This window comes from Paractinoplanes aksuensis, assembly GCF_024137025.1.
In the GTDB taxonomy this organism is placed as follows: domain Bacteria; phylum Actinomycetota; class Actinomycetes; order Mycobacteriales; family Micromonosporaceae; genus Actinoplanes; species Actinoplanes aksuensis.
Window position 1 is genome coordinate 110,949 of the sequence record NZ_JAMYJR010000035.1, and the last position, 25,510, is coordinate 136,458.

A 25,510-nucleotide genomic window follows, 5' to 3' on the forward strand; every position below is an offset into this window, starting at 1 on the left:
GCCTACGCCCCGGCCTGCCGGTTCGCGTGCTACCCGACGGCAACCCCTCAACGGCGGCCCCACACCGGCCCGGTCCGAGGCACAGCCTGGCGCCGCCCCATCGCCGGCCTGGTCATCGCCTACTCCCCCGACCAGGCCGCCACCGCCCTGTCCCTGTGCGGCACAGCCGGCGCCGGCTGGACCGGCCTGTTCTGCGGCGACGCAGGCAAGGGCACCCACTGGCGCTGGTCCGTAGCCGCCGACGGCACCCTCACCATCCCCGTGCTGGGCGTCACCCTGACCGCGCCCGCTTGAGCAGGATCTGCACTGGTTCGGCACTCGGCTGCGGCACGGTGGCGGCCGAGTCTGAGGAGGACCAGGATGCGGATAACTACGCCTTTCACCGCGAAATCGACCGCTGACGAGGTGTCCGACGGGGTCGACCTGACCGGCCGGCGCGCGATCGTCACCGGCGGCGCGTCCGGCATCGGCGTCGAGACGGCCCGGACGCTCGCCCGGCGCGGCGCGGCCGTCACCTTGGCCGTGCGGGATGTCGAACGGGCCCGTGCCGTGGCCGACAACATCGCCCGCAGCACGGGCAACGACCTGATCGACGTCCGCCCGCTGGAGCTGACCGACCTCGAGTCGATCGCCGCGTTCGCCGAGGCCTGGGACGGGCCGTTGCACCTGCTGGTGAACAACGCCGGCGTGATGGCGCTGCCCGAGCGCACACCCGACCCGCGGGGCTGGGAGTTCCAGTTCGCGACCAACCACCTCGGCCACTTCGCGCTGACCCTCGGCCTGCACCGCGCCCTCGCCGCGGCCCGGGGAGCCCGGGTGGTCAGCCTGAGCTCGTCCGGCCACCTGTTCTCGCCGGTGGTCTTCGACGACATCAATTTCCACTTCCGTCCGTACGACGCCACGCTCGCCTACGGCCAGTCGAAGTCCGCGGTCAACCTGTTCGCGGTGGCCGCGAGCACGCGCTGGCGCGACGACGGCATCACCGTCAACGCGGTGAACCCGGGCGCCATCGCCACCCCGCTGCAGCGGCACGTCGGCGGCAAACTGGCCACCCCGGTCGAACTGCGGAAGACCACCCAGCAGGGCGCCTCGACCACCGTGCTGCTGGCCACCTCGCCGTTGCTCGACGGGATCGGCGGCCGGTACTTCAACGACAACCAGGAGGCCGTGCCGACCGACCACCGCCCCGACAAGGTCGAGGAGCTGGTGGCCAGCGTCGCGCCCTACTCGCTGGACCCGGAGAACGCCGAGCGGCTGTGGACCGTCTCGGCCCACGCGATCGGAGCACCGGCCTGACGGCCGTCGGCTGGATCGGGCTCGGCGACCAGGGCGCGAGCCACCTGAGCCGCGTCCACCCGATCGACCTGGACATCCACGCCAAGCCCGTGGCCGGCCTCGGCGACGACGTGGCCGGGCTGACCGGACGGGCCGGGGCCGGGGCTGAAGCCCGGCCCGGGCCGGCCCGGTGGCTCAGCGGGTGATCGGGACCAGGCGCGCCAGTTGGGTGACGTGGGCCGGGGTGAGTTCGGCCAGGCTGTGGGCGCCGAGCAGTTTCATCGTGCGGACGATCTGCTCGGTCAGGATGCCGATGGCGCGGTCGACACCGGGTCGGCCGCCCGCCATCAGCCCGTACAGATAGGCCCGGCCGATCAGGGTGAAGCGGGCGCCCAAAGCGATGCAGGCCACGATGTCGGCGCCGTTCATGATGCCGGTGTCGACGCTGATCTCGACGTCGGCGCCGACCTCGCGGACCACCTGGGGCAGCAGGTGGAACGGGATGGGGGCGCGGTCGAGCTGGCGGCCGCCGTGGTTGGACAGGACGATGCCGTCGACGCCCAGGGCGGTCAGCTTCTTGGCGTCGTCGAGCGTCTGCACGCCCTTGACCGCGAGCTTGCCGGGCCACATCTCGCGGACGATCCGCAGGTCTTCGTAGCTGATCGTCGGGTCCATCGCGGCGTCCAGCAGTTCGCCGACCGTGCCGCCGGTGGCCGAGAGCGAGGCGAACTCGAGCTTCGGCGTGGTCAGGAAGTCGTACCACCACCAGGGGCGGGGCACCGCGTTGGCGATGGTGCGCAGGCCGAGCTGGGGCGGGATCGAGAAGCCGTTGCGCTTGTCGCGCAGCCGGGCGCCGGCCACGGGGGTGTCGACGGTGAAGAACAGCGTGTCGAAGCCGGCCTTGGCCGCGCGCTCGACCAGGGCGTACGAGATCTCGCGCTGTTTCATCACGTACAGCTGGAACCAGTTGCGGCCGGTCGGGTTGACCTCTTTGACCGTCTCGATGCTGGTCGTGCCCAGCGTCGACAGGCAGAACGGGATGCCCGCGGCGGCAGCCGCCCCGGCCCCGGCCGTCTCACCCTCGGTCTGCATGAGCCGGGTGAACCCGGTCGGCGCGATGCCGAAGGGCAGGGCCGACGGGCCGCCGAAGACCGTGGCCGAGGTATCGACGTTCGCCACGTCACGCAGCACCGACGGGTGGAACTCGACGTCCTGGAAGGCCTGCCGGGCCCGGGTCAGCGACAACTCACCCTCGGCCGCGCCGTCGGTGTAGTCGAAGGCGGCCCGCGGGGTGCGGCGCTTGGCGATCAGCCGCAGGTCCTCGATCGTGAGGGCGGCTTCGAGACGGCGGGTGCGCCCGTTGAGCTGAGGCTTCTTGAACTGCATGAGTTCGAGGATCTCGGCGGGCTTGGGGAATTGACGCTGGACCACGCGGCCAGCCTACGGCTCAGAATCCGAGGTGACCATGTCTGGCGTCAACGGCCCTTTCAGTACGCCGGGGTGAGCTCCCGGGCCCGCAGCTGCGACAACGCGTAGTGCTGGCGCGACTTCACCGTGCCCACGGGAATGTCGAGGTGCGAGGCCGTCTCCTGCGCGGTCCAACCGGCCAGCGACATGTGGGCCACCACGCTCCGGTGCTCGGCCGAGAGCCGGCGCAGGGTCGCGGCGGCGTCGGTGCGGGCCACGACGCGGTCGGCGTGATCGGGGACGACGGCCACCGGCTCCTCGGCCACCCCGACGCACTCGTGCCGGGCGGCCGCGCTGCGCAGCCAGTCGATGGCCAGGTTACGCGCGACGGTGAGCAGCCAGCCGCGCAGTGAGCCCTCGGTGCTGTGCAGCCGCTCGGTGCGCAGCCAGGCCCGGATCAGCGTCTCCTGCACGATGTCCTCGGCCAGATGGTGGTCGCGGACGATCGTGCGCACATAACTGACCAGGGCGGCGTGATGGTCGGCGACCAGTGTGGCGAACAGGCGGTCGGTCTGCGTCATCGGGGCTCTCGATTCCTGCTGGGGACGCCGCCCTTCAACGTGACTTCGAGGCCCTGGTTCGCTTTATGATTCTTGACACTTCGGCACCTTTAGGACCGGATTAATAAATTGCGTTCCGAATCCACCGAATAACGTTCCGTCCAACCTTTTGCGGCACGCCGCAATCGTGCGAACGCGCACAGCAACGTCACTCGAATCGCATTCGCACGCCATTCCGATCGCACCGCGCCCACCTAGCGTCGGGATCATGCCTGCCGCGTTGGACACCGTCGCTGACCGGGACCGGGAGAGCCGCCTGGTCGCCTTGTACGAGGCGTGCTCCCCCGGTCTGGCCCGGTTCATCGGCCGCCTCACCCACGACGAACAAGCCACCGAGGACCTGCTGCAGGAGACGATGCTGCGGGCCTGGCGCCACATCGACGACCTGCCCCCGGACGACGAGGGCATCCGGCGCTGGCTGTTCACTGTGGCCCGCCGGCTGGTCATCGACAGCGTCCGGCTGCGCCACCACCAACCTGTCACCAGTACGGCCCTCGACCTCACGCTGATGCCGGCCGACGACGACACGATCGCGGCCGCGCTGGCCGGTCAGACCGTGCGGCACGCCTTCGACCGGCTCAGCCTGGCCCACCGGGCGGTGCTGTCCGAGGTCTTCCTGCACGGCCACACCCCCGAACAGGCGGCGGAGCGGCTCGGCCTGCCGGTCGGCACGGTCAAATCACGTACGCACTACGCCCTGCGCGCCCTGCGCACGGGAATCGCCGCTTAGCAGTTGCAGGCGGTCGCCGACCTCGTGCGGGGGCAGAGGCCGGCCGAACAAGTAGCCCTGGCCGTACTCGTAGCCCAGCCCGCGGATCAGCTCGCGCTGCTCGTCGGTCTCGATGCCCTCGGCCACCGACGAGAAGTCGAGCGCGGTCGCCATCTGGCTGACCGCGGTGGCCACGGCCGCCTGCCGGCCCACGGTGGTGATCGACTCGACGAACGAGCGGTCCAGCTTCAGGGTCGTCACCGGCACGGTCAGCAGTAGGCCGAGCGAGGACGCGGCGGTGCCGAAGTCGTCCAGCGCGAGCCGCAGACCCAGGGCGCGCAGACCGAGCAGGGCCGCCGCCGACTCCTCGTCGTCCAGCACCGCGGTCTCGGTGACCTCGATGGTCAGCAGGCGCGGGGGCAGGCCGGTGTCGCGCAGCACCGCGGCCACCTCGTCGACGAAGCCGGGGCTGCGCAGCTGGCGGCCGGCCACGTTCACGCCGACGCTCAGGTCACCCGCGCCGGGGAAGTCGGCCCGCCACCGGGCGGCCTGCCGGCACGCCTCGCGCAGGGCCCAGGCGCCGATCCCCACGATGTGCCCGGACCGCTCGGCCAGCGGGATGAACTCGACCGGCGAGACCAGGCCCCGGGTCGGGTGGTTCCATCGGATCAGCGCCTCGACGCCGGTCATCCGCAAGTCGTCGAGGGCCACGATGGGCTGGTAGACGAGCGTGAACTCGCCGCCGCCGACCGCCGAGGCCAGATCGCGGATGATCTCGGCGTCGGCCGCCGTGCGAGCGCCCATCTCGTCGCTGAAGCAGACCGACGTGCCCTTGCCCCGCCGCTTGGCCTCGTACATCGCGATGTCGGCGTTGCTGAGCAGGGTGGCCGGCTCGTCGCCGGGCCGGGCCCAGGCCACGCCGATGCTGGCCCGGGTGTGCCCGGCCAGTCCCGTCTGCAGGTCGTCGGCGACGCGGCGCGCACCCTCGGGCCCGGTGTCGGGCAGCAGGATGGTGAACTCGTCGCCGCCCAGCCGCGAGACCAGGTCGTCGGCCCGGACCGTGGCCCGCAGCCGCTCGGCCACGTCGACCAGCAGGGCGTCGCCGGCGGCGTGGCCCATCGTGTCGTTGACCGTCTTGAAGTCGTCCAGGTCGATCAGCAGCACGGACGGGGAGCCGCCCTCGTCCAGGTGCTGCTGCAACTGCTCGGTGAAGTGGGTGCGGTTGGCCAGCCCGGTCAGGCCGTCGGTCGAGGCCTGTTCGCGCAGCAGCACCTCCTGGTCGGTGAGGTGGTCGAGCGCGACGTCGAGGCGATCGATCAGCCGCACGTTGTCCTGGAAGGCGATGAGCTGCCGCACCGCGACCAGCACCGTGATGACGACCACGCCCGCGGTCGCGCCCCAGAAGCGGGTCGACACGTCGTCGGGCAGCGCGATGAGGAACACCGCGAAGGTCACGGCGATCATTCCGTACGGAAGCAGGCTGTAGGGCTTGCGCTTGACCGCGGGGACCGGGCCGTCGGTGCGGACCACAGCCTCCTGGATGCGCGGGCCGATCGCGATGAGCAGCGAGGGCAGCAGCAACACCATGAAGACGTACGAGTGGTCCTGGTCCTGGAACGGGCCGGGCAGGAACGCCGCGAGCCCCTGGACGACGGGCGCGGCGACCATCGGCCAGGCCGCGACCCGGGCCATCGGCGGCCGGGGCACCAGCGCGGCCTTGGTCGCGGCGAACGCGGCCACCACGACCAGGGCGGCCGTGATGCTGGCGGTGACCCGGTCGACCGGCGCGGTGACCGGGTAGACGGCGAAGCACCAGGCCGCCACGCCGCCGCCGACCAGCACGGTGGTCGCGTCGAGCCAGAAGACGAGCCGCTCGCGGGACGAGCGCAGGCCGTGCGGGAAGAGCAGGCAGGCCAGCACGTTGCTGGACATGCCGACGATGAAGAAGGCGGACTGCACGGTGGTGCCGGTGGTCGACGCGGTGGCCGGGTTCAACAGGGTGTGAACGGCCTGGAAGCTGTCGCCGATCGTGAACGAGGACCCGGCGAAGGCGATGGCCGACCAGAACCGGCGGTAGTGCGGCACGAGCGCGCGCAACCGCCAGGCCCCGTAGGCCAGGGCGGCGTCCATCGGCACCTGCGCGCACCAGAACACCTGCGACTGGCGGTGCGGGTCGCCCTCGAGCAGGGCGAACAGCACGAATCCGGTCAGGGTGACGGCGAACAGCGCCACCAGGATCGGATCCCGCCGCAACGTCCTCACATGCCCTCCCCACCTGGCTCTCGACCCGGGGAAAATCGGCCGCAACCGGCGCCAGTTGAAGGAAATGGTCAGATCAACCCGGGGCGGGCGAAGAACGTGCTGTCGGCACTGGCCGGGAGCTGGTCGATCCCGAGCTGGTCACCGATGCGCCGCACGAAGAAACCCCGATAGTTGTACGACTCCAGCGCGATGCCACCGGCCGCCGCCCCGGCCGCGCCGCAGAAGGTGGCGTCCCCGCGGAACAGCACGGTGCCGTCGTCGGCGTTCAGCCGCAGCCGGAAGTCCTGATGCCGCAGGTATCCGCCCCCGGCGGCGCGGAACGACACGCACGACGGGTCGGCCAGCCCGGCGACCACCTGCCAGGTGGCCTGCTGCCGGTCGGCGGCGACGCTGCCCGGGCCGACGGCGGCGAGCACGCCCTGATCGCCGAACACGGTCACGTACTGCCCGGGCGCGGCGGCCGACTCGAGCGACACCGGCCCTCTGGCCAACGGCCCGGCCGACGCTTGCGGCCGGGGCGGCGGCTGCGTGCCGGTGGCCCACCCGGTGGCGGGCACGGTGACCCCCACGGCCAGAACGCTCGCGCCGATCGCGACCAGCAGCGGATGCGTCGCCAGCGCGTGCAGGGCGGCAGCGGTCGCGGTCTTGGCCGTCACCGCGGATTTGATCAGGTCGGCGCCGAGAAGGGCGAGCGGCACGGGCAGCAGGCCCAGGGCCGGCAGCAGGCGGTCGGCCGGCACCTGGTCGCCGGCGGCGGCGGTGCAGACCGGGCAGGCCCGGACGTGGCGGCCGATCCGTTTGCGCCAGTACGAGTTCGCCGTCCCGTCCCAGTTGGCCACGACCTCACCGAGGGCGTCGCAGCCCGGCGCCGCCTCCAGGGCGGCCACGATGCCGCGGCTGGCCTCGAGCTGCTCGCGCATGCGCTGGATCCGGACTCCCGCGTGGGCCACGCCGACGCCGAGGCCGGCGGCGACCTCGGCCCGGGTGAGCTCGCCGACCAGTTCCAGCCACCACAGCGAGAACACCGTGCGCTCGTCCGCGCCCATCCAGGCGGTGGCGTGCCGCACCTGGCGGCGCTGCCCGGTCAGGGCGGCCCGGAGCACGGCCGGCCCCTCGACCTCGGCCGCATCGTCCGCGCGGCCGGCGGCCGCCTCGAGCGGGGCGGCCCGGTCGGCCGCGGCCCTCTCGCGTACGCCGTGGGTGCTGATCTGGTGGACGGCGATGGCGGTGAGCCAGGATCGGAAGCTGCCCGGCGACCGCAGGTCCCCCAGCTGCCGCAGCGCGCGCATCATGACGTCCTGCACCACGTCGTCGACCTCGGCGTCACCGGGCCGGGCCCGGCGGACGAGGTTGTAGACCAGCGGCAGGTGGCGGCGCACCAGCTCGTTGAGCGCGGCGCGGTCGCCGGCCCGGGCTGCGAGCACCATGTCGTCGTCACGGACGGGCCGGGGTGCCGTCATGGAGCCCTCCTTCCTGCGCCGAGCCGGGGCTCGACCGGATCGTAGAAGAGCGATTCACCGCATTCAAGAAGATGAAAAAGCGTTACGCCGGTACGGGCGAATTGGTCACCTTGAACCGGTCGAAACCGTCTGGCAACATTCGCGACATCCCCTTCGCTTCCCGGAACCCGTCCCGTGAGCGTGTGTTGTTAACGCTCACACTCCCCCATTCGAAGGAGCACCTCATGCCCCGACGCCGATTGATCGCGGCGCTGGCCGCCGCGGTCACCGCGATCGCCGGAGGTGTCGTCGCCACCGCCACGTCCGCCTCGGCCGCCACCGTCGACACCAGCGCCTCGTACGTCCTGGTCAACCGCAACAGCGGCAAGGCGCTGGACGTGTACAACCTGGCCACCACCGACGGTGCCCGGATCACCCAGTGGGCACGCAACGACGGCAATCAGCAGCAGTGGCAGTTCGTCGACTCGGGCGGCGGCTACTACCGCCTCAAGTCCCGGCTCAGCGGCAAGGTGCTCGACGTCGCCGGCGCCTCCACCGCCAACGGCGCCGCGATCAACCAGTGGAGCGACGCCAACGGCACCAACCAGCAGTTCCGGCTGGCCGACTCGGACGGTGGCTACGTCCGCCTGATCGCCCGCCACAGCAACAAGGCGGTCGAAGTGCAGGGCGCGGCCACGACCGACGGCGCCGACGTCGTGCAGTACGACGACTGGGGCGGCGCGAACCAGCAGTGGCAACTGGCCCAAGTCGGCAGCAACCCGCCGCCGACGACGACGCCACCGCCGAGCGGGTCCTGCACCCTTCCCTCGTCGTACCGCTGGTCGTCGACCGGCCCGCTGGCCCAGCCGAAGTCCGGATGGGCGTCCCTCAAGGACTTCACCGTCGCGCCGTACCAGGGCAAGCAGCTGGTGTACGCCACCACCCACAGCAGCAGCGCCAGCGGCGGCTGGGGCTCGATGAACTTCGGTCTGGTCGACAACCTCAACCAGCTCGGCTCGGCCAGCCAGAACACCATGAGCCAGGGCACCGTCGCGCCGTCGCTGTTCTACTTCGCGCCGAAGAACATCTGGGTCCTGGCCCACCAGTGGGGCCCGACGTCGTTCTCGTACCGCACGTCGACCAACCCGGCCAACGCCAACGGCTGGTCGTCCCCGCAGCCCCTGTCGACCGCGTCGATCACCGGCTCCAGCACCGGCGTGATCGACCAGACGATCATCGGCGACGACCAGAACATGTACCTGTTCTTCGCCGGTGACAACGGCAAGATCTACCGCCAGATCATGCCGATCGGGAACTTCCCGGGCAGCTTCGGCGCCAATTACACGACGATCATGAGCGACACCTCGGAGAACCTGTTCGAGGGACCGCAGGTCTACAAGGTGCAGGGCCAGAACCAGTACCTGATGATCGTCGAGGCCCGGACCAGCTCCTGGGAGCGCTACTTCCGCTCGTTCACGGCGACCAGCCTGAGCGGCACCTGGACCCCGAACGCGACGACCTACAACAACCCGTTCGCGGGCAAGGCCAACAGCGGAGCCACCTGGACCAACGACATCAGCCACGGTGAGCTGCTGCGGACCAGCGCGGATCAGACGAACACGATCGACCCCTGCAACCTGCAGCTGCTCTACCAGGGCCGTTCCCCCAGCTCGGGCGGCGACTACGGCCTGCTCCCCTACCGGCCGGGGCTGCTGACCCGGCAGCGCTAATTGGGCTGTGCGGCCGGTTCACGGGTGCGGAACTCGTGGATCGGCCGCCAACGGTCGTGCAGGGTGGTGATCAGCGAGATCATGGTCAGGAAGAACAGGGTGTCCCAGCCGTCGATCTGGTTGTCGAGGATCCAGTTGGCGATCGTGGCGAAGGCGATGTTCAGCAGCAGCCGGACGCCGAAGGTGGCGGCGATGGTCTTGATGGTCCAGGCCCGGCGCGCGATGGCCAGCGAGACCATGGTGTTGAAGACGACCACGATGGCGACACCGACGAACAGGTTGCTCATCGAGCCCGTGTAATCGGGCAGCATCTCGGCGAAGATGGCGCAGATCAGGCCGAGCAGCAGCACCTTCTCGAGCGTGTTGCGCGACCACACGGCGTCGTACCGGACCCGCCACGCCTCGCGCTCGTGGGGCTCGTCGATCTGCTCCGGCAGCGGCTCGGGGCGGATCCGCCAGTCCCAGTCGGCCGGGCGCAGGCGGGGGCGCACCACCCGCTGGAACAGCACGGCCAGGCCGGCCGCCAGGGCGACCAGCAGGCCGATGACCCACTGGTGCGCGGCCAGTTGGTCGGTGACGTCGAGCTGGGCGACGTGCAGCCACCACTCCTGCGGCAGCTTCACCACCACCCAGATCACGCCGGCCACGCTCAACCACCAACTGACCAGGAAGGTGAGCGGGGACCAGCGGGAACGAATGGTCTCGTACGCGATGAAGAAGTATTCGAACACGTTCGGGAACACCAGCAGCAGCCAGCGCCACTGCGTCAGCTCGAACAGCAGCGCGCCGACGAGCCGGTAGAAGAACAGGAACCGCGAGATGCGGAACGCCGATTCGCTGGTCCAGTTGCGCAGCGTCGACAGATACGCGATCGCCAGGTAATAGACATCCATGGCTTTGTCGTACGACTGATAGCCCGGTGGGTCGTACCCGAAGGACTGAAATATCGTCTGATCGACCCCGTCCAGCACCAAGCAGGCGATCACCGCCGGTAGCGGGAAATACGGAATCGCCAGCGGCAGCAGGAACCGGGCCGCCACGACCGCGACAAAGACAACAGCAGCTCCGGTGCTCACGGTTCCTCATCATCCGCTGCCGGGAGACCCGCCGTCGAGAACCGAAACGGGCGCGTCCCCGATTCCTGGGCAATCAGATTGTGATCTACTTTGGACCCCTCGGGCCCTCTCCCGACTGGTGCCGGGAAACACGCGACGCTAGGGTTTGCAGCGCTTGATCAACGGCGGGCCGGCGCGGACATTCCGCCGGCTTGGGGGCGCCGTGCGCCATCCTTCCTTTCACCGGATTGGATCGACTCTTGACGTCCACATCGGCTGGTCCGGCGGCGGAACGCCAACCGCGGCAGCAGTCCATCGCCCGGCGGGTCGTCCGGCTCGTGCTGGTGCCCAGTGTGGTGGCCCTGCTCATCTGGTTCGCGGCCTCGGGCTACCTGGTCTTCCAGGGCTTCTACAACCGGGCGGTGGCCAACTCGGTCCGGCAGGTCTCCATCCCGGCCGTGCTCGCGCTCTCGTCGCTGCAGCAGGAGCGCCGCCTCAGCGTGGCCTACCTGGCCCGCCCCGGGAACGGCCTGACCGGCCTGCTCGACCGGCGCCGCCAGAGCGACCAGCAGGTCGACACGCTGCGCCAGGCCGCCGACGGCGCGCTCGGGCAGGCCCCCGAGTCCATCAAGGAACGCTGGGCCGAGCTGACCGGCTACCTCGACCGGCTGGCCACGACCCGCAGCGCGATCGACGCCCGCACGATGACCGGCCCGGAGGCGTACACCTTCTACAACGGCCTGCTCGACGCGGCCACCGACCTGTTCGACAACCAGGCCCGGGTCGTGCCCGACGTGACCGCCACCCAGGGCGGCATCATCGCCACCGAGGTCTTCCGGGCCGGCGACCTGATGTCCCGGGCCGGTTCACTGATCGACGGCGCGCTCGCCTCGGGCCCGCTGACCCGGGCCGACTATCTGGAGTTCGTCCGGCTGGTCGGCGCGTACCACTTCGCGCTGACCAGCTCCGCGCCGCACTTCGAACCGGCCGTCCGGACCCGGTTCGCCGAGATCGAGGCCGGCGACGACTGGAAGCAGCTGACCCGGCTCGAGGGCAGCATCACCGCCGGCGGTCCGTGGGCCAAACGGGTGCCGCCCGGCCTCGGCATCGGCGTCGACCGGTGGTCGCAGCTCACCACCGCGGTCTCCGGCGACCTGATCGACCTGACCGTCCAGCAGGCCGACCAGGTCTCGGCCCGGACCCTGCGCACCGGCAACACCCAGCTGCTCACGGCCACCTTCGGCTCGCTGCTGGCGCTCGCCATCGCCCTGGCGGCGATCCTGTGGGCCGTCCGGCAGTCGCGGGTGCTGGTCGACCGGGCCCTGTCGGTGCGGCTGGCCAAGCTCGGCACCGACGCCGACACCCTGGTCGACCAGCGCCTGCCCGCCGTCATGGAACGGCTGCGGCGCCGGGAACAGGTCGACCTGGTCACCGAGTTCGCCGCGCCGGACTACGGCGGCGACGAGATCGGCCAGGTGGCCCGGGTCATCAACCGGTCGCTGCAGGCAGCCGCGGGCGCGGCGGTCGACGAGGCGAAGGCCCGGACAGCCGGCACGGCGATGCTGATGGGTGTGGCCCGTCGACCGCAGCGCCCGCTGCAGCGCGGCCTGAAGGTGGTCGAGGATCTGCAAGCTCAGGTCGGCGACGAGAAGCTGCTGACCGACCTGTTCGACATCCATCACCAGCTGAACCAGACCCGCCGGTTCCTGGAGAACCTGGTGATCCTGGCCGGTGGGCAGATCGGCCGCCGGTTCCAGAACCCGGTGGCGCTGCGCCGGGTGCTGCTGGCCTCGTTCTCCGAGGCCCGCAACTACCAGCGGATCACGCTGCGCCGGGCCGACGACGTGGCGCTGGCCGGGCACGCGGTGGCCGAGGTCATCCACCTGCTGGCCGAGCTGCTGGACAACGCCCTGGCCTTCTCGCGGCCGGACACCACGGTCTGGGTCACGTCGAGCCGGGTCCAGCACGGGGTGGCGGTCGAGATCGAGGACGCCGGGGTCGGCATGTCGGCCGAGGCCGTGGAGCGGGCCAACACGCTGCTCGCCACCGCGCCGACGCCGGACGTGACCGAACTGCGGGACGGGGCCCAGATCGGCCTGCACGTGGTGGCCGAGCTGGCCAAGCGCGAGGGCGTGCAGATCAGTCTGCGCCGGTCGGCGTACGGAGGCCTGCTGGCCATCGTGCTGCTGCCGGAGCGCATCCTGGTCGGCGGGGACAACGACGGCGCCGGCGACACGGCCGCGGCGCCGGTGGTGGCGGCCGCCCCGCCCGCCGAACCCGCCCGCCCGGCCCCGGCCGAACCGGTGCGGCAGACCAGCCGGGCCGCCGTGGGCGTGCTGGAACCTAAGGCCGAGCCACCTTCCTCCGCCGGGAAACCACCGCTACCTCATCGCCGGCCGCAGCAGCATCTCGCGCCGGGACTGCTGGAGGCCGAGGACGACGACGAGGACACCGCGGCCACCCCGGTCCGCTCGCCCGAGGATGCGCGGCGGCGCTTCTCCCGCTACCAGCGGGGCTGGGCCGAGGGCGCGGCGGCCGACCGCACCGACGAGAACAACACCGACGCTGAGCAAGGCGGGAACCCGTGACCGATCCGACCACCCCGACCGACCTGCCCTGGATGCTGGACGACCTCGTCGAGGTCCCGCACGTCGTCTCCGTGGTGGTGCTCTCCACCGACGGGCTGATCATCCAGAAGTCGTCGCTCATCGCCCAGGACCTGGCCGAGATCCTGGCCGCGGGCGCGTCCTCGATGTACAGCGTGGCCGCCGGCACCGGGCGGCGGTTCAAGAGCGGCCCGGTGCACCAGGTCATCATCGAGTACGGCGAGCACACCCTGTTCATCGCGGCCGCCGGGCAGAACGCGCGCCTGGCCGTGCTGTGCGAGCAGGAGGTCGACATGGGCCTGGTCGCCTACGAGGTGAGCCGGCTCGTGACCCGCATCGGTGACTATCTGGGCACCGGAGCGAGGTCCGGGGCGCCGGTCGACTCGTGAGTTTCGAGACCTGGGACGGCGACGACGAGTCCGCCGCGGGCCGCTTCGTGCCGCTGTACGTGCTCGTCAACGGCCGCACCGCGCCCCGCGACTCCACGCTCGACCTGGCCACCCAGGTGGTGGCGCTGTCGGTCGACACCCGCCGACTCGAACCGGAGTACCTGGAGATCGTGCGGCAGTGCGCGGGGTGGATCTCGGTGGCCGAGATCGGCGCGTACCTCAAGCTTCCGCTCGCGATCGCCAAGGTGATGGTCGACGTGCTGGTGGAACAGGGCTATCTCGCGGTCGGCACCCCGGCCCAACAGAGGATCTTCGACAAGAGCCTGCTCGACCAGGTGATCGCCGGCCTGGAACGGCTGTAGGACGGAAGGGACGCAAGGTGGACCGGACATCGGTCAAGATCGTCGTGGCCGGCGGCTTCGGCACCGGCAAGACGACGCTGGTGGCCTCGGTGAGCGAGATCCCGCCGCTGACCACGGAGGAGATCCTGACCGAGGCCAGCCTCGGCGTGGACGACACCACCGGGGTCGAGAGCAAGACGACGACCACGGTGGCGCTGGACTTCGGGCGCATCACGATCAGCCCCGACGTGGTGCTGTACCTGTTCGGCACGCCCGGGCAGGACCGCTTCTGGTTCATGTGGGACGAGCTGGCCCAGGGCGCGGTCGGGGCGATCGTGCTGGTCGACACCCGGCGCCTCGACTCCAGCTTCCCCGCCGTCGACTACTTCGAGCGGCGGGGCATCCCGTTCGTCACCGCGGTCAACCGGTTCTTCGGCGAGTGCGACTACACCGAGGACGAGATCCGCGGGGCGCTCGAGCTCGACCCGAAGGTGCCGCTGGTGTGGTGCGACGCCCGGGACAAGGAGTCGAGCAAGCTGGCGCTGATCACGCTGGTCCGGCAGGCGATGGCCCGCCTGAAGGTCAAGGCGTGATCGGGGCCAGCCGCACCTTGAAGTGACGAAGGATCGGCGGGGTCGAGACGATGCGGTAGCCGGTGATCCGCTCCGGGTCCTTGGCTATGCCGGCCAGCGTCTCGGCCACGTACTCGAAATGCTCCTGGCTGTAGACGCGACGCGGAATGGCCAGCCGGACCAGTTCGAAGGGGGCCGCGGTGACCAGCCGGTGCTGCTCGTCCATGGTGCCCAGATAAAGCGAGCCCAGCTCGGCGCAGCGGATGCCACCGTCGAGGTAGAGCTGACAGCCCAGCGAATGGCCGGGGAACTCAGCCGCGGACAGATGCGGCAGCAGGCGGCCCGCGTTCAGATAGAGCGCGTGCATGCCGGCCGGCTGCACGATGTCGACCCCGGCCTCGTTGATCATTCGAGCCAGGTGCGCGGTAGCTGCGGCGCGAGCCCCGAGGTACGCCGGATCGACCACCTCGCGCAGGCCGACCGCCAGCCGTTCCAGGTCGTGACCGGCCAGTCCCCCGTACGTCGAGAAGCCCTCGGTCGCGATCAGCAGGGCCTCGCAGCGCGCGTGCAGACTGTCGTCGCGCAGCCCGATGCACCCGCCGATGCTCGACAGACCGTCCTTCTTGAGGCTGATCACGCACCCGTCGGCCAGGTCGAACGCCTGCCGGGCGATCGCGCGCGGCGTCCAGCCGGCGTAGCCGGGCTCGCGTTCACGCACGTACCAGGCGTTCTCGGCGAACCGGGCGGCATCGAGGAAGAACGGAACGCCGTGCTGACGGCAGAGCTGGTGGACGGCAGCCAGGTTGGCCATCGACACGGGCTGCGCGCCGAGCCCGTTGTTGGTGATCGTCATCAGCACCAGGCCGACTCTGTCGCCCTCCGGCCCGGCCAGCAGGGCGGCCAGGGCGGCGACGTCGATGTTGCCCTTGAACGGCTCGTGGCTGTCCAGGTCGAACGCCTCGGGGCAGGGCAGGTCGCGGGCCTCGGCCCCGGCCAGCTCGACGTTGGCGTGCGTGGTGTCGAAGTGGGTGTTGCTGACGCAGATCCGGCCCGGCTTCAGCATGGTCGAGAACAGGATGCGCTCGCCGGCCCGCCCCTGATGCACCGGCAGCACGTGCGGATAGCCGGTCAGGTCGGCCACCTCGTCGAGGAACCGGAACCAGGAACGGGCGCCGGCGTACGACTCGTCGCCCACTGCGGCCGCCGCCTCCTGCGCGGCCGAGGTCGCGCCGGTGCCGGAATCGGAGAGCAGGTCGATGGTGATCTGGTCGGCCCGCAGGTTGAACGGGTTGTAGCCCGCGTCATCGAGCGCGGCGGCCCGCTCCGACGGGCTGAGGAACGGGATGGGCTCAACCACCTTGATCCGGTACGGGGGCAGCGGCACGGTGACTCCTCACAGGTCAGGCGGCTCGTCGTTTCAGGCGGCGGGGAGCCACACGGTGCGGGGCGGGGTGACCTCGTAGGCCTCGGCGGACAAATAAACCGTGACGCCCGGTCGGGGTGGGCCGAGCCGTAGCGAGACGTGGGCGATGAGCCCGACGCCGGCACCGAGCGGGCGGCGGGACACCGCGGCCACGCACCGATGCAGCAGTGCCGGGTCGAAGCCGTGCCGAGCGACCAGGGCCGCGACCCGATCGCGGGCCTGCCGGTCGTCGTCGACGTAATCGCGGATCGGCACGTAGACGCTGTAGCCGACGGGCTGGGCAGCCCCGCCGGCCAGGGTGTAGCTGCCGACCAGGGGGCGGCGGTCGAAGCGGCCGGGGCCGCCGGCGGCGTGACAGAACTCGCCGACGTCGTCCGGCGCCACCCCGGGTACGGCGGCCGCGGCGCGGGCCACGTCCTTGGCCTCGGCGTCGTAGTGGCTGACGTAGAGCTTGACCCGGGCCTGGGGGCTGTCGTGCAGGTCGACGGCGAAGAAGGCGAGGCGGTCGCGGCGGCCCAGTTCGCCCGGGCGGATCGAGCGCTCCAGCATCGTCCGGTAGGCGTCGCGCAGGCCGAGGCGGTGCAGGGCCTCCTCGACCAGTTCGGGGGCGCGACCGATTCCGGCCACCTCCGGGTTGAAGTAGACCTTGAACTCGGGGTCGCGACCGTGCCGGAACACGAGCGAGCACCACACGGCGAAGCCGGCGGTTGGTGATGCTGCCGCGCTTCCGATCGCCCGGACTGCCGCGCCGCCGGTCGTCAGAGGCGTGTTGCCGCCAGTCGGCAGAAGTACCGCACCACCATTCGGTACGGGCGCCGCACCACCGTTCGACAGAAGTGCCGCATTACTGGTTGGTGGGGGTGTCGCACCGCTGGTCGGTGGGGGTGTCACGAACAGGTCGCGGATGGCGTCGAGGCGGGCCGTGGCCAGGCCGAAGCGGGCGGCGTTGGCGGCCAGGAACGCGTACGCGGCCTGGGCGTTCGATCCGACGCCGGGCGCGACGCCCGGCACCTCGGCCAGGATGCGCAGGGCCGGGGGCTCGGAGTCGTTGAAGGCGACCGAGAATTCGACCGGTGAATGGTCGTCGGCGATGTCCGACGGCCAGGCCGGCGGGTCGGCCAGTGATCGGGCGCCGTGCGCTCCGAGCAAGCCGGCGAGGAGGTCGAGGGGGACGGCCGGGTCGAGATCGAGCACCCGGCACAGGGGGTTGAGCTGCCCGGCCAGATGTTCCAGGACCGAGAAGTGGCGCATGGAGTTGTCCTGTTCCGCGGAGGGGGGATCCGCTGACTCACCAATCGTGAGTGGACAGTCACTCTAAGTCGAGTGAGACATGGATCACAATGCATCCTGGATCGTCGCGAGCTCACCGTCGGTGACGTCCGATATGGATCAATCACCCACCGCGGGGCGAACGGCGGCTACTCTGCGCTTGGCTCTGCGGAAACAGGAAAATGCCTCATCCGGTTCCCCATCCCGCGTCTCGACCACCTTCGGGTCGGCCCTTCGGTAGGTTCTTGATCATGAAGGACGTGCGGCTGGAGCCGATGACCGAGGAGCAGTACCGGCCGTGGCGGGCCGAAGCCGAGACGCATTTCGCGCAGAGCGTCGCCGCGACGGGCCGGACCGTGCGGGACGCGGAGCGCAACGCCGCCGACACCTACGCCCGGCTGCTGCCGGACGAGTTCGCCACCCCCGACCACCACTTCTGGTACGCCTACGACGGAGACCGCCGGGTCGGCTTCCTCTGGATCAAGGTCACCGACGACTCGGCGTTCGTCTACAACGTGTCCGTCGAGGCCGATCTGCGCCGCCAGGGCTACGGCCGCGCGATCATGCTGGCCGCCGAGCGCTGGTGCCACGAGAACGGGCTGACCCGGATCGGCCTGCACGTCTTCGCTCACAACACCGGCGCCCGGCTCCTCTACGAGCAGCTGGGCTTCGCCGAGACCGGCCGCAACATGGCCAAGGACCTCAGGCCAGCCTCCTGATTACTACGTCGACGCCAGTCACGGCGACGCACTCGGCACCCCAGCTCGACCCAGCCACCTGACCACCTCTCGCCGACGCCGGTCACGGCGACGCACTTGCCGCCCCAGGTCGAACAGCTCGACCCAGCCACCTGACCACCTCTCGCCGACGCTGGTCACGCGGCGCACTTGGCGCCGAATACCTCAGCCCAGCTTCCTGACCACCTCGTCGACCGTGGTCACTTCGGCGTACTTGGCGCTCAGGTCGAAGAGGTTGGCCTCGTGCACCTCGCGCGTGCGGTCGCCGCAGGCGTCGGCGGCCACCACGGGGTAGAAGCCGTGTTGCATCGCGTCGGTGGCGCTGGCCCGCACGCAGCCCGAGGTCGAGACGCCGGCGATGATCGTGGTGTCGACGCCGCGGGCGGTCAGGGTGGCGGCCAGCGATGTGCCGAAGAACGCCGACGCGTACTGCTTGGTCACCACCACCTCGCCCGGGGCCGGGGTCAGCTCGGGCACGAACTCGGCCGCGGGCGAGCCGTCGACCAGGGCGGCCAGGGCCGGCACCTTGCGCACGAAGAGGCCGCCGTCGCTGAGGTCGGGCGAGAAACGGACGCGGGTGTGCAACACGGGAATGCCGGCTTCGCGGGCGGACGCGAGCAGGGCTGCGCACCCGTCCAGCGACTGCCGGGAGCCCAGGTCGAACGGACTGCCGGCGGTGAAGTAGGCCTGCATCATGTCGATCAGGAGCAGGGCCGGGCGGCGCCCCCAGCCGAGGGCGCCGCCGAACGGAGTGTCACTCACGTCGATACCAACCTGCTTCGCGACGTCGAGGCCGAGCCGCTTGCCGAGGTCGGGCCGGCCCCAGGCCGGGACAGGCGGAGATCTCTGAGCCGTGGCCGGGCCTCACGTCCACACCGGCTTCTTGGGGGCGGGCAGGCCGGTTTCCTCCTCGCAGCGGGCCAGGATGTCGTCCATCGAGCCGCCCATGTCGAACACCGGCAGCTCGCTCGGGCGGGCGTTTCTGAGCGAGGTACGCAGTTCTTCGGTCGCTGCGGGGTCGACGGCTCCGTCGTCGACCACCACGCCGTACGCCCGGGCGCCCTCGGCCGTGACCAGGCCGCGCCGGACCTCCTTGGCGACCAGCTCGGGGTCGCGTTCGAGCGGGTCGCCCCATCCGCCGCCGCCCCAGGTGACGAAGTGCAGAACATCCCCCGGGCGTACGGGAACGTCGTGACACTTGCTGGGCAGCACCTCACGCTCGCCGTCGGCCCGGTCGATCCACTTGGTGCCGCGGGCCCCCGGCGCGCCGCCGTTGACCCCCCACGGGTACATCAGCCAGCGGTCGTCGTGAATGGCGATCGTGCCCGGCTCGAGGAACCGGTAGGCCACGTCGACGCCGTTGCCGCCGCGGTGCAGCCCGGCCCCGCCGGTGTCGGCGATGGTCTCCCACTTCTCGATGCGCAGAGGGTAGTACGACTCCAGGAACTCGCACGGGATGTTGACGAAGCTCGGCCACAACGAGTGACCGTCGGGCCCGTCACCGAGCGGCCGCCCCGGGATGCCGCCGAAGCCGATCGAGTACAGCTGGAACCACTCGCCCTTGCGATCGCCACCGGAGTAGTTGCCGGAGTACATGAAGTGCGGCGACGACGAGAAGCCGGCCGCGTTGAGCAGCGCCGGGTTGGTCTGCCCGAGCAGCCCGCCGAACAGGTCGAAGACCCGCCCGATGCCGTGGTTGCGGGCGTTGAGCGCGGCCGGGTGCTTCGGCTTCCAGTACGAGCCGTCCGGGATCGTCACGTCGACCAGCGGATAGAACCCGTCGTTCCACAGGATCTGCGGGTCGGCCACGGTGATCATGTAGATCCCGAAGAACATCCGGGCCAGGTTCTCGTTCAGGTAGTAGTTGACCGGGCCGATGGCCTGCGGCGACGACCCGCTGAAGTCCAGGTGCACGCGTTCGCCGGTCCGGGTCAACGACAACTTCAGCTCGTACGGGCCGTAGCCGACCCCGTCGTCGCAGATGTAGTCGGTGAACGAGAGCGTGCGGCCCTCCTCGAACACGACCTGCAGCAGCACCTTCATGGCGTCGTAGTTGCGCTGCAGCAACGCATCCAGCGCCGACACGTACGTCTCGACGCCGAAACGCGCACACATTTCCTGTACGCGGCGGGTCGCCGTGCGGCAGGCCGCGACCAGGCCGTTGAGGTCGGCCCGGTTCCAGTCGGGCACGCGCACCTGGTTGAGGATGATGCGCAGCGCGTCCTCGTTGAGCTTCCCGCCGTCGTACAGCTTGAAGGGCGGGATGACCACGCCCTCCTCATAGATGGTCTTGGCGTCGGTCGGCATCGACGACGGGGTCTTGCCGCCGACGTCGGACATGTGACCGAACATCGACGACCAGCCCACGACCCGGCCGTCGAAGAAGATCGGCATGACCACGAGCCAGTCGTTGGCGTGGCTGATCGCGGCCCCGCAGGCGTACGGGTCGGAGGTCAGCAGGACGTCGCCCTCGCGGATCTCGCCCGCGAAACCGGCCAGGAAGTCGGGGATGCTGAGCCCGAACTGGCCCACCACCATCTTGCCGGCCGGGTCGGCGATCAGCGGGAACTCGTCGTGCTGCTCGCGGATGCCGGGCGAGAGGGCGGTGCGGAACAGCACCTCGTCCATCTCGTAGCGGGCGTTACGCAGGCCGTTCTCGACCAGGTCGAGCGTGACCGGGTCAACGTCCTTGGCGGCCAGGGGCTCGGTGTTGGTCTCCACGATGGTCGCCATGTCAGGCCTCCTTGGCCGGGGTGATGAGCAGGCTGCCGCTGGCGTGGGTGGTCGCGATGTGGCCGGGGAGGATGAGAGTGGTGGAGTCCATCTCTGTCACGATCGCCGGGCCCTCGATGACGTCGCCCGCGCGCAGGCTGAGCCGGTCGTACAGGCCGGCCTCCACGAACTCGCCCTCGACGTAGATCCGGGTGTGACCGGAAATTTCCGGCTTGCCCGTTCCGGACTCCAGCTGGATCGGTGCGACTCTCGGCCGCGGACCTGTCACCGACGCGCGGGCGTTCACCAGCTCGTGGTCGACGGGAAGGGTGAACGAGAACAGCCGCTCGTGCTCGGCATCGAACCGGGTCGCCAGCTCTTTGGGCCCGTCGGCCAGGTCGAAGGTGACCGGGAGCTCGTTGCCCTGCCCGACGAACCGGACGTCGGCCGAGTAGGAGATCGTCTGCCGGCCGACCGGCACGCCCTGTTCGGCCAGGCGTTGTGACGTCGCCTCGGCCAGCTCACTGAAGATGCCGGCGAACTCGGACGCTGACAGATCCCCCAGCTTGCGCAAGACGGTACGGGCCGACTCGTCGCGGGCCGACGTGGTGGCGTCGCCGAGAGCGCACAACACGCCCGGTGACGGCGGCACGATCACTGGCCAGGCGCCGGTCAGCTTGCCGAGCGCGTTGGCGTGCAACGGCCCAGCCCCGCCGAACGCGACCAGCGCGAAGTCGCGCGGGTCGAAGCCCTGCTGCACGCTGACCAGGCGCAGGCCGCCCAGCATGTTCTCGTTGACGATGTCGATGATCCCGGCCGCGGCCGCCTCGGCGCTCTCCAGGCCCATGGCGTCGGCGATCGTCTGCACGGCGGCGCGGGCCGCGTCCCGGTCCAGGCTGATCTCGCCACCGGCCAGCGACGACGGCAGATATCCGAGCACCACGTTGGCGTCGGTCACCGTCGGCTCGGAACCGCCTTTCCCGTACGCGGCCGGGCCGGGTTCGGCGCCGGCCGACTGCGGCCCTACGCGTAGTGCCCGCGTCAACTGGGGGACATGCGCGATCGAACCGCCACCGGCGCCGACGGTGCGAACGTCGACGGCCGATGCTCGTACGCTCAAATCGCCGACTTTTGTCTCGCGCCCGATGCGTGCTTGAGCGTTTTGCACGAGGGCGACGTCCGTTGATGTGCCGCCCATGTCAAAAGTGAGCAGTTCGGTGTGCTCGGACTGCTCGGCCACCCAGACCGCGCCCGTCACCCCGCCCGCCGGACCGGAGAGCAGCATCGTCACCGGGGCCGCGATGGCCGCATCGGCCGAGGACAGCCCGCCGTCGCTGCGCAGGATGGACAGCTCGGCCGGCACACCCTCGGCGGTCAGCTTGGCCGACAGGTTCGCGACGTACTTCGCCACCTGCGGTTGCACGTACCCGTTGGCCACCGTGGTGAGCGCTCGCTCATATTCGCGCATCTCCGGCAGCACGACGCTGGACAGCGACACCTCGATGCCGGGCAGCTCTTCTGCAGCCAGTTGAGCGATGCGCCGCTCGTGCGCGTCGTTGGCGAACGCGTTGATGAGCGAGACGGCCAAAGCCTCCACGCCGTTGTCGCGCAACTTGCGCAGCGCGGCCCGGGTCGCTTCCTCGTCCAGCTCGTGCACGACCGTGCCGTCGGTGCCCATCCGCTCCGGCACCTCGACGGTGTTCTCGAGCGCGGCCAGCGGCTCCGGTTTGGGCCAGATGATCCAGCCGGCCAGACCGCCGGGCACGAACGAGCGGGCGATCTGCAGCACCTGCCGGAAACCCTGGGTGGTGACCAGGCCGACGGTCGCGCCCTTGCCCTCCAGGATCGCGTTCGTGGCCACGGTCGTGCCGTGCAACACGTTCGCCACCGCGGCCCGGTCGATGCCGGCCTCGGCACACACCTTGTCGATACCGTTCAGGACGCCCACGGACTGATCGCTCGGCGTCGAGGCGGTCTTGGCCCGCCAGGTTGCTCCGGAATCCTCGTCGACCAGCAGCACGTCGGTGAACGTGCCGCCCACATCCACACCGAGCCGAAATGACATCGCTCTCCCCTAGATAATCTTGGCAGTGCGCAAACGCGCGCGCTCCGTTTCGTCCAGGCCCAGAAGGCCGCCGTACACCTCGTCGTTGTGCTCGCCCAGCGCCGGTCCGGCGGTACGCACCGAACCGGGGGTGGCGGACAGCTTCGGGGTCGCGTTCTGCATCGGCAGTTCGCCGAAGTCGGGGTGGGGCACGTTCACGATCGCCTCGCGGGCCGCGAAGTGCGGGTCGCCGAACATGTCCTTGGCGCGGAAGATCCGCCCGGCCGGCACGCCGTTCTCGTGCAGCGTGGCCAGCAGGGCCTCGGCCTCGACGGTCGAGGTCCACTCGGCGATCAGGGTGTCGAGTTCGGCCATCGCGGCGCCGCGGGCCCCATGCGTGGCGTACCGCGGGTCCTTGGCCAGTTCGGGCTGTCCCATGGCGGTGGCCAGCCGGCCGAACACGGTGTCCTGGTTGGCCGCGATCAGGATCAGGTCGCCGTCGCCGGTCGGATAGACGTTGCTGGGCGAGACGTTGGGCAGGGTGGCGCCGGTGCGCTCGCGCTGGTACCCGGCGACCGCCCACTCCGGCAGCAGCGATTCCATCATGGCCAGTACGGCTTCGTAGATGGCCGAATCGACGATCTGGCCGCGTCCGGTGTTCGTTCGCGCGTGCAGAGCGACCAAAGTGCCCAGGCACGCGTACGTGGCGGCGAGCGAATCGCCGAGGCTGATGCCCGCGCGCACCGGCGGGCCGTCGGGCTCCCCCATCACGTACCGGATGCCGCCCATCGCCTCGCCGATCGAGCCGAACCCGGCCCGGCTCGAGTACGGCCCGTTCTGGCCGTAGCCGGTGACCCGGGTGATGATCAGACCCGGGTTCGTCTGCCACAGCGTCTCGGGCGCCATGCCCCAGCGCTCGAGGGTGCCGGGCCGGAAGTTCTCGACCACGACGTCCGCCGTGTCGATCAGACGGCGGATCAGGGCCTGGCCTTCCTCCGTACGCAAATCGCAGGTGACGGACTTCTTGTTACGCGCGACGACGGGCCACCACAGCGACTTGCCGTGCGGCTTCTCCCGCCCCCACTGGCGCATCGGGTCGCCGCGGCCCGGGTCCTCGACCTTGACCACCTCGGCCCCGAAGTCGCCCAGCAGCTGCCCGCAGAAGGGACCGGCCAGGAGTTGCCCGAACTCGACCACCCGCAGATCGCCCAGCGGCCCGGTCATGAGTGTCCCCCGATCATCGTGGCGCGGGCGTTGTAGAGGTGGGCCCGCATGATCGCTTCGGCCCACTCCCCGGCGCCGGCCCGCGCGGCGGCAACCATCTCGACGTGGTGGTGCAGACTGCGCGACAGCGCGTCCGGCGTGTAGTCCTGGAAGTTCCGGGTCACGACGGCCGCATGGGTGACGCCGCGCAGCGCCCCGGCCAGCGGCGGCGAGCCCGCGGCGTCGATGAACAGCCCGTGGAACCGGCGGTTGAGCTCGACCAGGGCGCTCAGGTCCTGGTTGCGCCCCGGCCCGCCGACCCGCAGCATCCGGGCCGCGAGCTCATCCAGTTCGTCCAGTTGCTCCGGCCCGAGGTTGGGCACGGCCTGGCGTACGGCGTAGGGCTCGAGCCGCAGGCGGAGCTCGAAGATCTCGCGCAGGTGCTCGGCCGACCACGACGCGACCCGCGCCCCGCGGTTGGGCTGGATCTCGACCAGCCCCTCGGCCGCGAGCCGGGACAGCGCCTCGCGGATCGGCGTGCGGCTGACCGAGAGCCGACCGGCCAGATCGGCCTCGCCGAGCCGCGCGCCGGACGCGATCGCCCCTGACAGGATCTCCTCCCGCAGGGACTGCGCCACCTGTTCCGCCGCTGGTCGCACCCGGCCTCCTCGCCGCTCGGTTGCATGCAATCCTTGCCATGATCCCGTTGTTTCCGCAAGAGTGTGCGCATGGAAACGTCAGGTTGTATGCAATGACCGTTTCAATCGTCGAGGTCTCCCCGCGTGACGGGCTGCAGAACGAGTCCGCGCTCGTCCCCACGGCCGACAAACTGGCCCTGATCGGGACGCTCGTGGCGAGCGGCGTGCGCCGCATCGAGGCGGTGAGCTTCGCCCACCCGAAGCGGGTGCCCCAGATGGCCGACGCGGAGGCGGTGGCGGCCGGGCTGCCTCGCGGCCAGGTGTCGTGGATCGGGCTCGTGCTCAACGAGAAGGGCCTCGACCGGGCCATCGCGGCCGGCCTTGACGAGGTGAACGTGGTCGTCGTCGCCACCGACACGTTCAGCGAACGCAACCAGGGCGTACCGACGGCCGAGGCCGCTGCGGCGTGGTCACGGATCGCCGCCCGGGCCCGAGAAGCCGGATTGCGGACGACGGTGACCGTGGCCGCCGCATTCGGCTGCCCGTTCGAGGGCGAGGTGCCGGTGGCCCGGGTCCGCTCGGTGATCGAGGCGTGCGCGGCGGCCGGGCCCGACGAGCTGGCCATCGCCGACACCATCGGCGTGGGGGTGCCGGCCCAGGTCCGAGCCCTGCACGAGGCGGCGGTCGCGGCGGCGCCCGGCGTGCCGTTGCGCTGGCACTTCCACAACACGCGCAACACGGGTTACGCGAACGCGCTGGCCGCAGCCGAACTGGCCGGCTCGGAGCCGGTAGCCCTGGACAGCAGCGCGGGCGGCATCGGCGGCTGCCCGTTCGCCCCCAACGCGACAGGCAACATCGCCACCGAAGACCTGCTCTACCTGCTGCATCGCAACGGCTTCCCCACCGGCGTCGACGTCGAGCCGCTGCTACCCCTGGGCGCTCGCCTCGGCGAACTGCTGGGCCACCAGGTCCCGGGCCAACTGGCCCGCGCCGGCCTCTTCCCGTCCTAGATGGTCACCTCCGGATCGCTGCTGGTCCGCAGCTTCCCGTCCTGGATGGTCACCTCCGGATCGCCGCCG

The 25,510-nt window shown here is 70.7% G+C and carries 22 protein-coding genes; 10 read left to right on the top strand and 12 right to left on the bottom strand.

The genetic code is table 11. The features are described from left to right. The first annotated feature begins 360 nt into the window (after positions 1 to 360). Complete coding sequence (locus tag M1L60_RS31980; protein WP_253241276.1) at positions 361 to 1,296, top strand: SDR family NAD(P)-dependent oxidoreductase; 936 nt, start codon at positions 361 to 363, stop codon at positions 1,294 to 1,296. After that, positions 1,257 to 1,481, top strand: coding sequence for a hypothetical protein (locus M1L60_RS31985; RefSeq protein ID WP_253241277.1), 225 nt, complete (start codon positions 1,257 to 1,259; stop codon positions 1,479 to 1,481). Before M1L60_RS31980 ends, M1L60_RS31985 begins: the two co-directional genes overlap by 40 nt. On the opposite strand, the gene M1L60_RS31990 is transcribed toward M1L60_RS31985, so the two are convergent. Next, on the bottom strand, positions 1,471 to 2,706 hold the full coding sequence (locus M1L60_RS31990; RefSeq protein ID WP_253241278.1) for an alpha-hydroxy acid oxidase: 1,236 nt from the start codon (positions 2,704 to 2,706) through the stop codon (positions 1,471 to 1,473). The genes M1L60_RS31985 and M1L60_RS31990 overlap by 11 nt on opposite strands. A 56-nt stretch (positions 2,707 to 2,762) precedes the next feature. Beyond that, positions 2,763 to 3,263, bottom strand: a complete 501-nt coding sequence (locus tag M1L60_RS31995) for a sigma-70 family RNA polymerase sigma factor (RefSeq protein ID WP_253241279.1) — start codon at positions 3,261 to 3,263, stop codon at positions 2,763 to 2,765. Between the two features lie 247 nt (positions 3,264 to 3,510). Here M1L60_RS31995 and M1L60_RS32000 point away from each other — a divergent pair, with 247 nt between their 5' ends. Further along, the gene (locus tag M1L60_RS32000; RefSeq protein WP_253241280.1) at positions 3,511 to 4,032 is read left to right on the top strand and encodes a sigma-70 family RNA polymerase sigma factor; all 522 of its coding nucleotides are present in this window, start codon (positions 3,511 to 3,513) and stop codon (positions 4,030 to 4,032) included. Here the strand turns inward: M1L60_RS32000 and M1L60_RS32005 are convergent. Beyond that, positions 3,982 to 6,273 carry a putative bifunctional diguanylate cyclase/phosphodiesterase gene (locus tag M1L60_RS32005; RefSeq protein WP_253241281.1) on the bottom strand — a complete coding sequence of 764 codons (2,292 nt, stop codon included), beginning with the start codon at positions 6,271 to 6,273 and terminating at the stop codon, positions 3,982 to 3,984. The two genes, M1L60_RS32000 and M1L60_RS32005, sit on opposite strands and share 51 nt — an antisense overlap. Before the next feature lie 68 nt (positions 6,274 to 6,341). Next, entirely contained in the window at positions 6,342 to 7,733 is a 1,392-nt protein-coding gene (locus M1L60_RS32010; protein ID WP_253241282.1) for a sigma-70 family RNA polymerase sigma factor, read from the bottom strand. Positions 7,734 to 7,957: 224 nt separating this feature from the next. Between M1L60_RS32010 and M1L60_RS32015 the strand changes: the two genes are divergently transcribed. Then, the gene (locus tag M1L60_RS32015) at positions 7,958 to 9,442 is read left to right on the top strand and encodes a non-reducing end alpha-L-arabinofuranosidase family hydrolase (RefSeq protein ID WP_253241283.1); all 1,485 of its coding nucleotides are present in this window, start codon (positions 7,958 to 7,960) and stop codon (positions 9,440 to 9,442) included. Here the strand turns inward: M1L60_RS32015 and M1L60_RS32020 are convergent. Further along, on the bottom strand, positions 9,439 to 10,518 hold the full coding sequence (locus tag M1L60_RS32020; RefSeq protein ID WP_253241284.1) for a hypothetical protein: 1,080 nt from the start codon (positions 10,516 to 10,518) through the stop codon (positions 9,439 to 9,441). The two genes, M1L60_RS32015 and M1L60_RS32020, sit on opposite strands and share 4 nt — an antisense overlap. Before the next feature lie 239 nt (positions 10,519 to 10,757). Here M1L60_RS32020 and M1L60_RS32025 point away from each other — a divergent pair, with 239 nt between their 5' ends. Genes M1L60_RS32025 through M1L60_RS32040 form a run of 4 tightly spaced genes read left to right on the top strand, consistent with a single transcriptional unit; the run spans position 10,758 to position 14,426 of the window. Further along, positions 10,758 to 13,085, top strand: a complete 2,328-nt coding sequence (locus M1L60_RS32025; protein WP_253241285.1) for a sensor histidine kinase — start codon at positions 10,758 to 10,760, stop codon at positions 13,083 to 13,085. Continuing rightward, positions 13,082 to 13,492, top strand: a complete 411-nt coding sequence (locus M1L60_RS32030; protein WP_253241286.1) for a roadblock/LC7 domain-containing protein — start codon at positions 13,082 to 13,084, stop codon at positions 13,490 to 13,492. The genes M1L60_RS32025 and M1L60_RS32030 overlap by 4 nt, the downstream gene beginning before the upstream one ends. Beyond that, the gene (locus M1L60_RS32035; RefSeq protein ID WP_253241287.1) at positions 13,489 to 13,854 is read left to right on the top strand and encodes a DUF742 domain-containing protein; all 366 of its coding nucleotides are present in this window, start codon (positions 13,489 to 13,491) and stop codon (positions 13,852 to 13,854) included. The genes M1L60_RS32030 and M1L60_RS32035 overlap by 4 nt, the downstream gene beginning before the upstream one ends. A 17-nt stretch (positions 13,855 to 13,871) precedes the next feature. Further along, a complete protein-coding gene (locus tag M1L60_RS32040; RefSeq protein WP_253241288.1) occupies positions 13,872 to 14,426 on the top strand; it encodes a GTP-binding protein in 555 nt (184 codons plus the stop codon). Here M1L60_RS32040 and M1L60_RS32045 read toward each other — a convergent pair. Beyond that, a complete protein-coding gene (locus tag M1L60_RS32045; protein WP_253241289.1) occupies positions 14,416 to 15,789 on the bottom strand; it encodes a tryptophanase in 1,374 nt (457 codons plus the stop codon). The genes M1L60_RS32040 and M1L60_RS32045 overlap by 11 nt on opposite strands. A 33-nt stretch (positions 15,790 to 15,822) precedes the next feature. Continuing rightward, a complete protein-coding gene (locus M1L60_RS32050) occupies positions 15,823 to 17,079 on the bottom strand; it encodes a tryptophan dimethylallyltransferase family protein (RefSeq protein ID WP_253241290.1) in 1,257 nt (418 codons plus the stop codon). 269 nt (positions 17,080 to 17,348) lie between these two features. Between M1L60_RS32050 and M1L60_RS32055 the strand changes: the two genes are divergently transcribed. Continuing rightward, the gene (locus tag M1L60_RS32055; protein WP_253241291.1) at positions 17,349 to 17,816 is read left to right on the top strand and encodes a GNAT family N-acetyltransferase; all 468 of its coding nucleotides are present in this window, start codon (positions 17,349 to 17,351) and stop codon (positions 17,814 to 17,816) included. A 183-nt stretch (positions 17,817 to 17,999) separates the two neighbouring features. On the opposite strand, the gene M1L60_RS32060 is transcribed toward M1L60_RS32055, so the two are convergent. The 5 genes from M1L60_RS32060 to M1L60_RS32080 all read right to left on the bottom strand — a co-directional run bounded on the left by M1L60_RS32060 (position 18,000) and on the right by M1L60_RS32080 (position 24,452). Further along, positions 18,000 to 18,596: an isochorismatase family protein gene (locus tag M1L60_RS32060; RefSeq protein ID WP_253241292.1), complete on the bottom strand. Its 597-nt coding sequence runs from the start codon at positions 18,594 to 18,596 to the stop codon at positions 18,000 to 18,002. Positions 18,597 to 18,698: 102 nt separating this feature from the next. After that, a complete protein-coding gene (locus M1L60_RS32065; protein WP_253241293.1) occupies positions 18,699 to 20,567 on the bottom strand; it encodes a hydantoinase B/oxoprolinase family protein in 1,869 nt (622 codons plus the stop codon). 1 nt (position 20,568) lies between these two features. Then, a complete protein-coding gene (locus M1L60_RS32070; protein ID WP_253241294.1) occupies positions 20,569 to 22,611 on the bottom strand; it encodes a hydantoinase/oxoprolinase family protein in 2,043 nt (680 codons plus the stop codon). A 9-nt stretch (positions 22,612 to 22,620) separates the two neighbouring features. Further along, positions 22,621 to 23,814, bottom strand: a complete 1,194-nt coding sequence (locus M1L60_RS32075) for a CaiB/BaiF CoA transferase family protein (RefSeq protein WP_253241295.1) — start codon at positions 23,812 to 23,814, stop codon at positions 22,621 to 22,623. Then, entirely contained in the window at positions 23,811 to 24,452 is a 642-nt protein-coding gene (locus tag M1L60_RS32080) for a GntR family transcriptional regulator (RefSeq protein ID WP_253241296.1), read from the bottom strand. Before M1L60_RS32080 ends, M1L60_RS32075 begins: the two co-directional genes overlap by 4 nt. Positions 24,453 to 24,544: 92 nt before the next feature. Here M1L60_RS32080 and M1L60_RS32085 point away from each other — a divergent pair, with 92 nt between their 5' ends. Next, the gene (locus M1L60_RS32085) at positions 24,545 to 25,441 is read left to right on the top strand and encodes a hydroxymethylglutaryl-CoA lyase (protein ID WP_253241297.1); all 897 of its coding nucleotides are present in this window, start codon (positions 24,545 to 24,547) and stop codon (positions 25,439 to 25,441) included. Positions 25,442 to 25,510: the final 69 nt, after the last annotated feature.

Excerpts from the sequence above, each read along its gene's own strand:
- M1L60_RS31980 (WP_253241276.1), top strand. The coding sequence starts at position 361 with ATGCGGATAACTACGCCTTTCACCGCGAAATCGACCGCTGACGAGGTG.
- M1L60_RS31995 (WP_253241279.1), bottom strand. The coding sequence starts at position 3,263 with ATGACGCAGACCGACCGCCTGTTCGCCACACTGGTCGCCGACCATCAC.
- M1L60_RS32000 (WP_253241280.1), top strand. The coding sequence starts at position 3,511 with ATGCCTGCCGCGTTGGACACCGTCGCTGACCGGGACCGGGAGAGCCGC.
- M1L60_RS32010 (WP_253241282.1), bottom strand. The coding sequence starts at position 7,733 with ATGACGGCACCCCGGCCCGTCCGTGACGACGACATGGTGCTCGCAGCC.
- M1L60_RS32015 (WP_253241283.1), top strand. The coding sequence starts at position 7,958 with ATGCCCCGACGCCGATTGATCGCGGCGCTGGCCGCCGCGGTCACCGCG.
- M1L60_RS32050 (WP_253241290.1), bottom strand. The coding sequence starts at position 17,079 with ATGCGCCACTTCTCGGTCCTGGAACATCTGGCCGGGCAGCTCAACCCC.
- M1L60_RS32055 (WP_253241291.1), top strand. The coding sequence starts at position 17,349 with ATGAAGGACGTGCGGCTGGAGCCGATGACCGAGGAGCAGTACCGGCCG.
- M1L60_RS32065 (WP_253241293.1), bottom strand. The coding sequence starts at position 20,567 with ATGGCGACCATCGTGGAGACCAACACCGAGCCCCTGGCCGCCAAGGAC.
- M1L60_RS32070 (WP_253241294.1), bottom strand. The coding sequence starts at position 22,611 with ATGTCATTTCGGCTCGGTGTGGATGTGGGCGGCACGTTCACCGACGTG.
- M1L60_RS32075 (WP_253241295.1), bottom strand. The coding sequence starts at position 23,814 with ATGACCGGGCCGCTGGGCGATCTGCGGGTGGTCGAGTTCGGGCAACTC.
- M1L60_RS32085 (WP_253241297.1), top strand. The coding sequence starts at position 24,545 with ATGACCGTTTCAATCGTCGAGGTCTCCCCGCGTGACGGGCTGCAGAAC.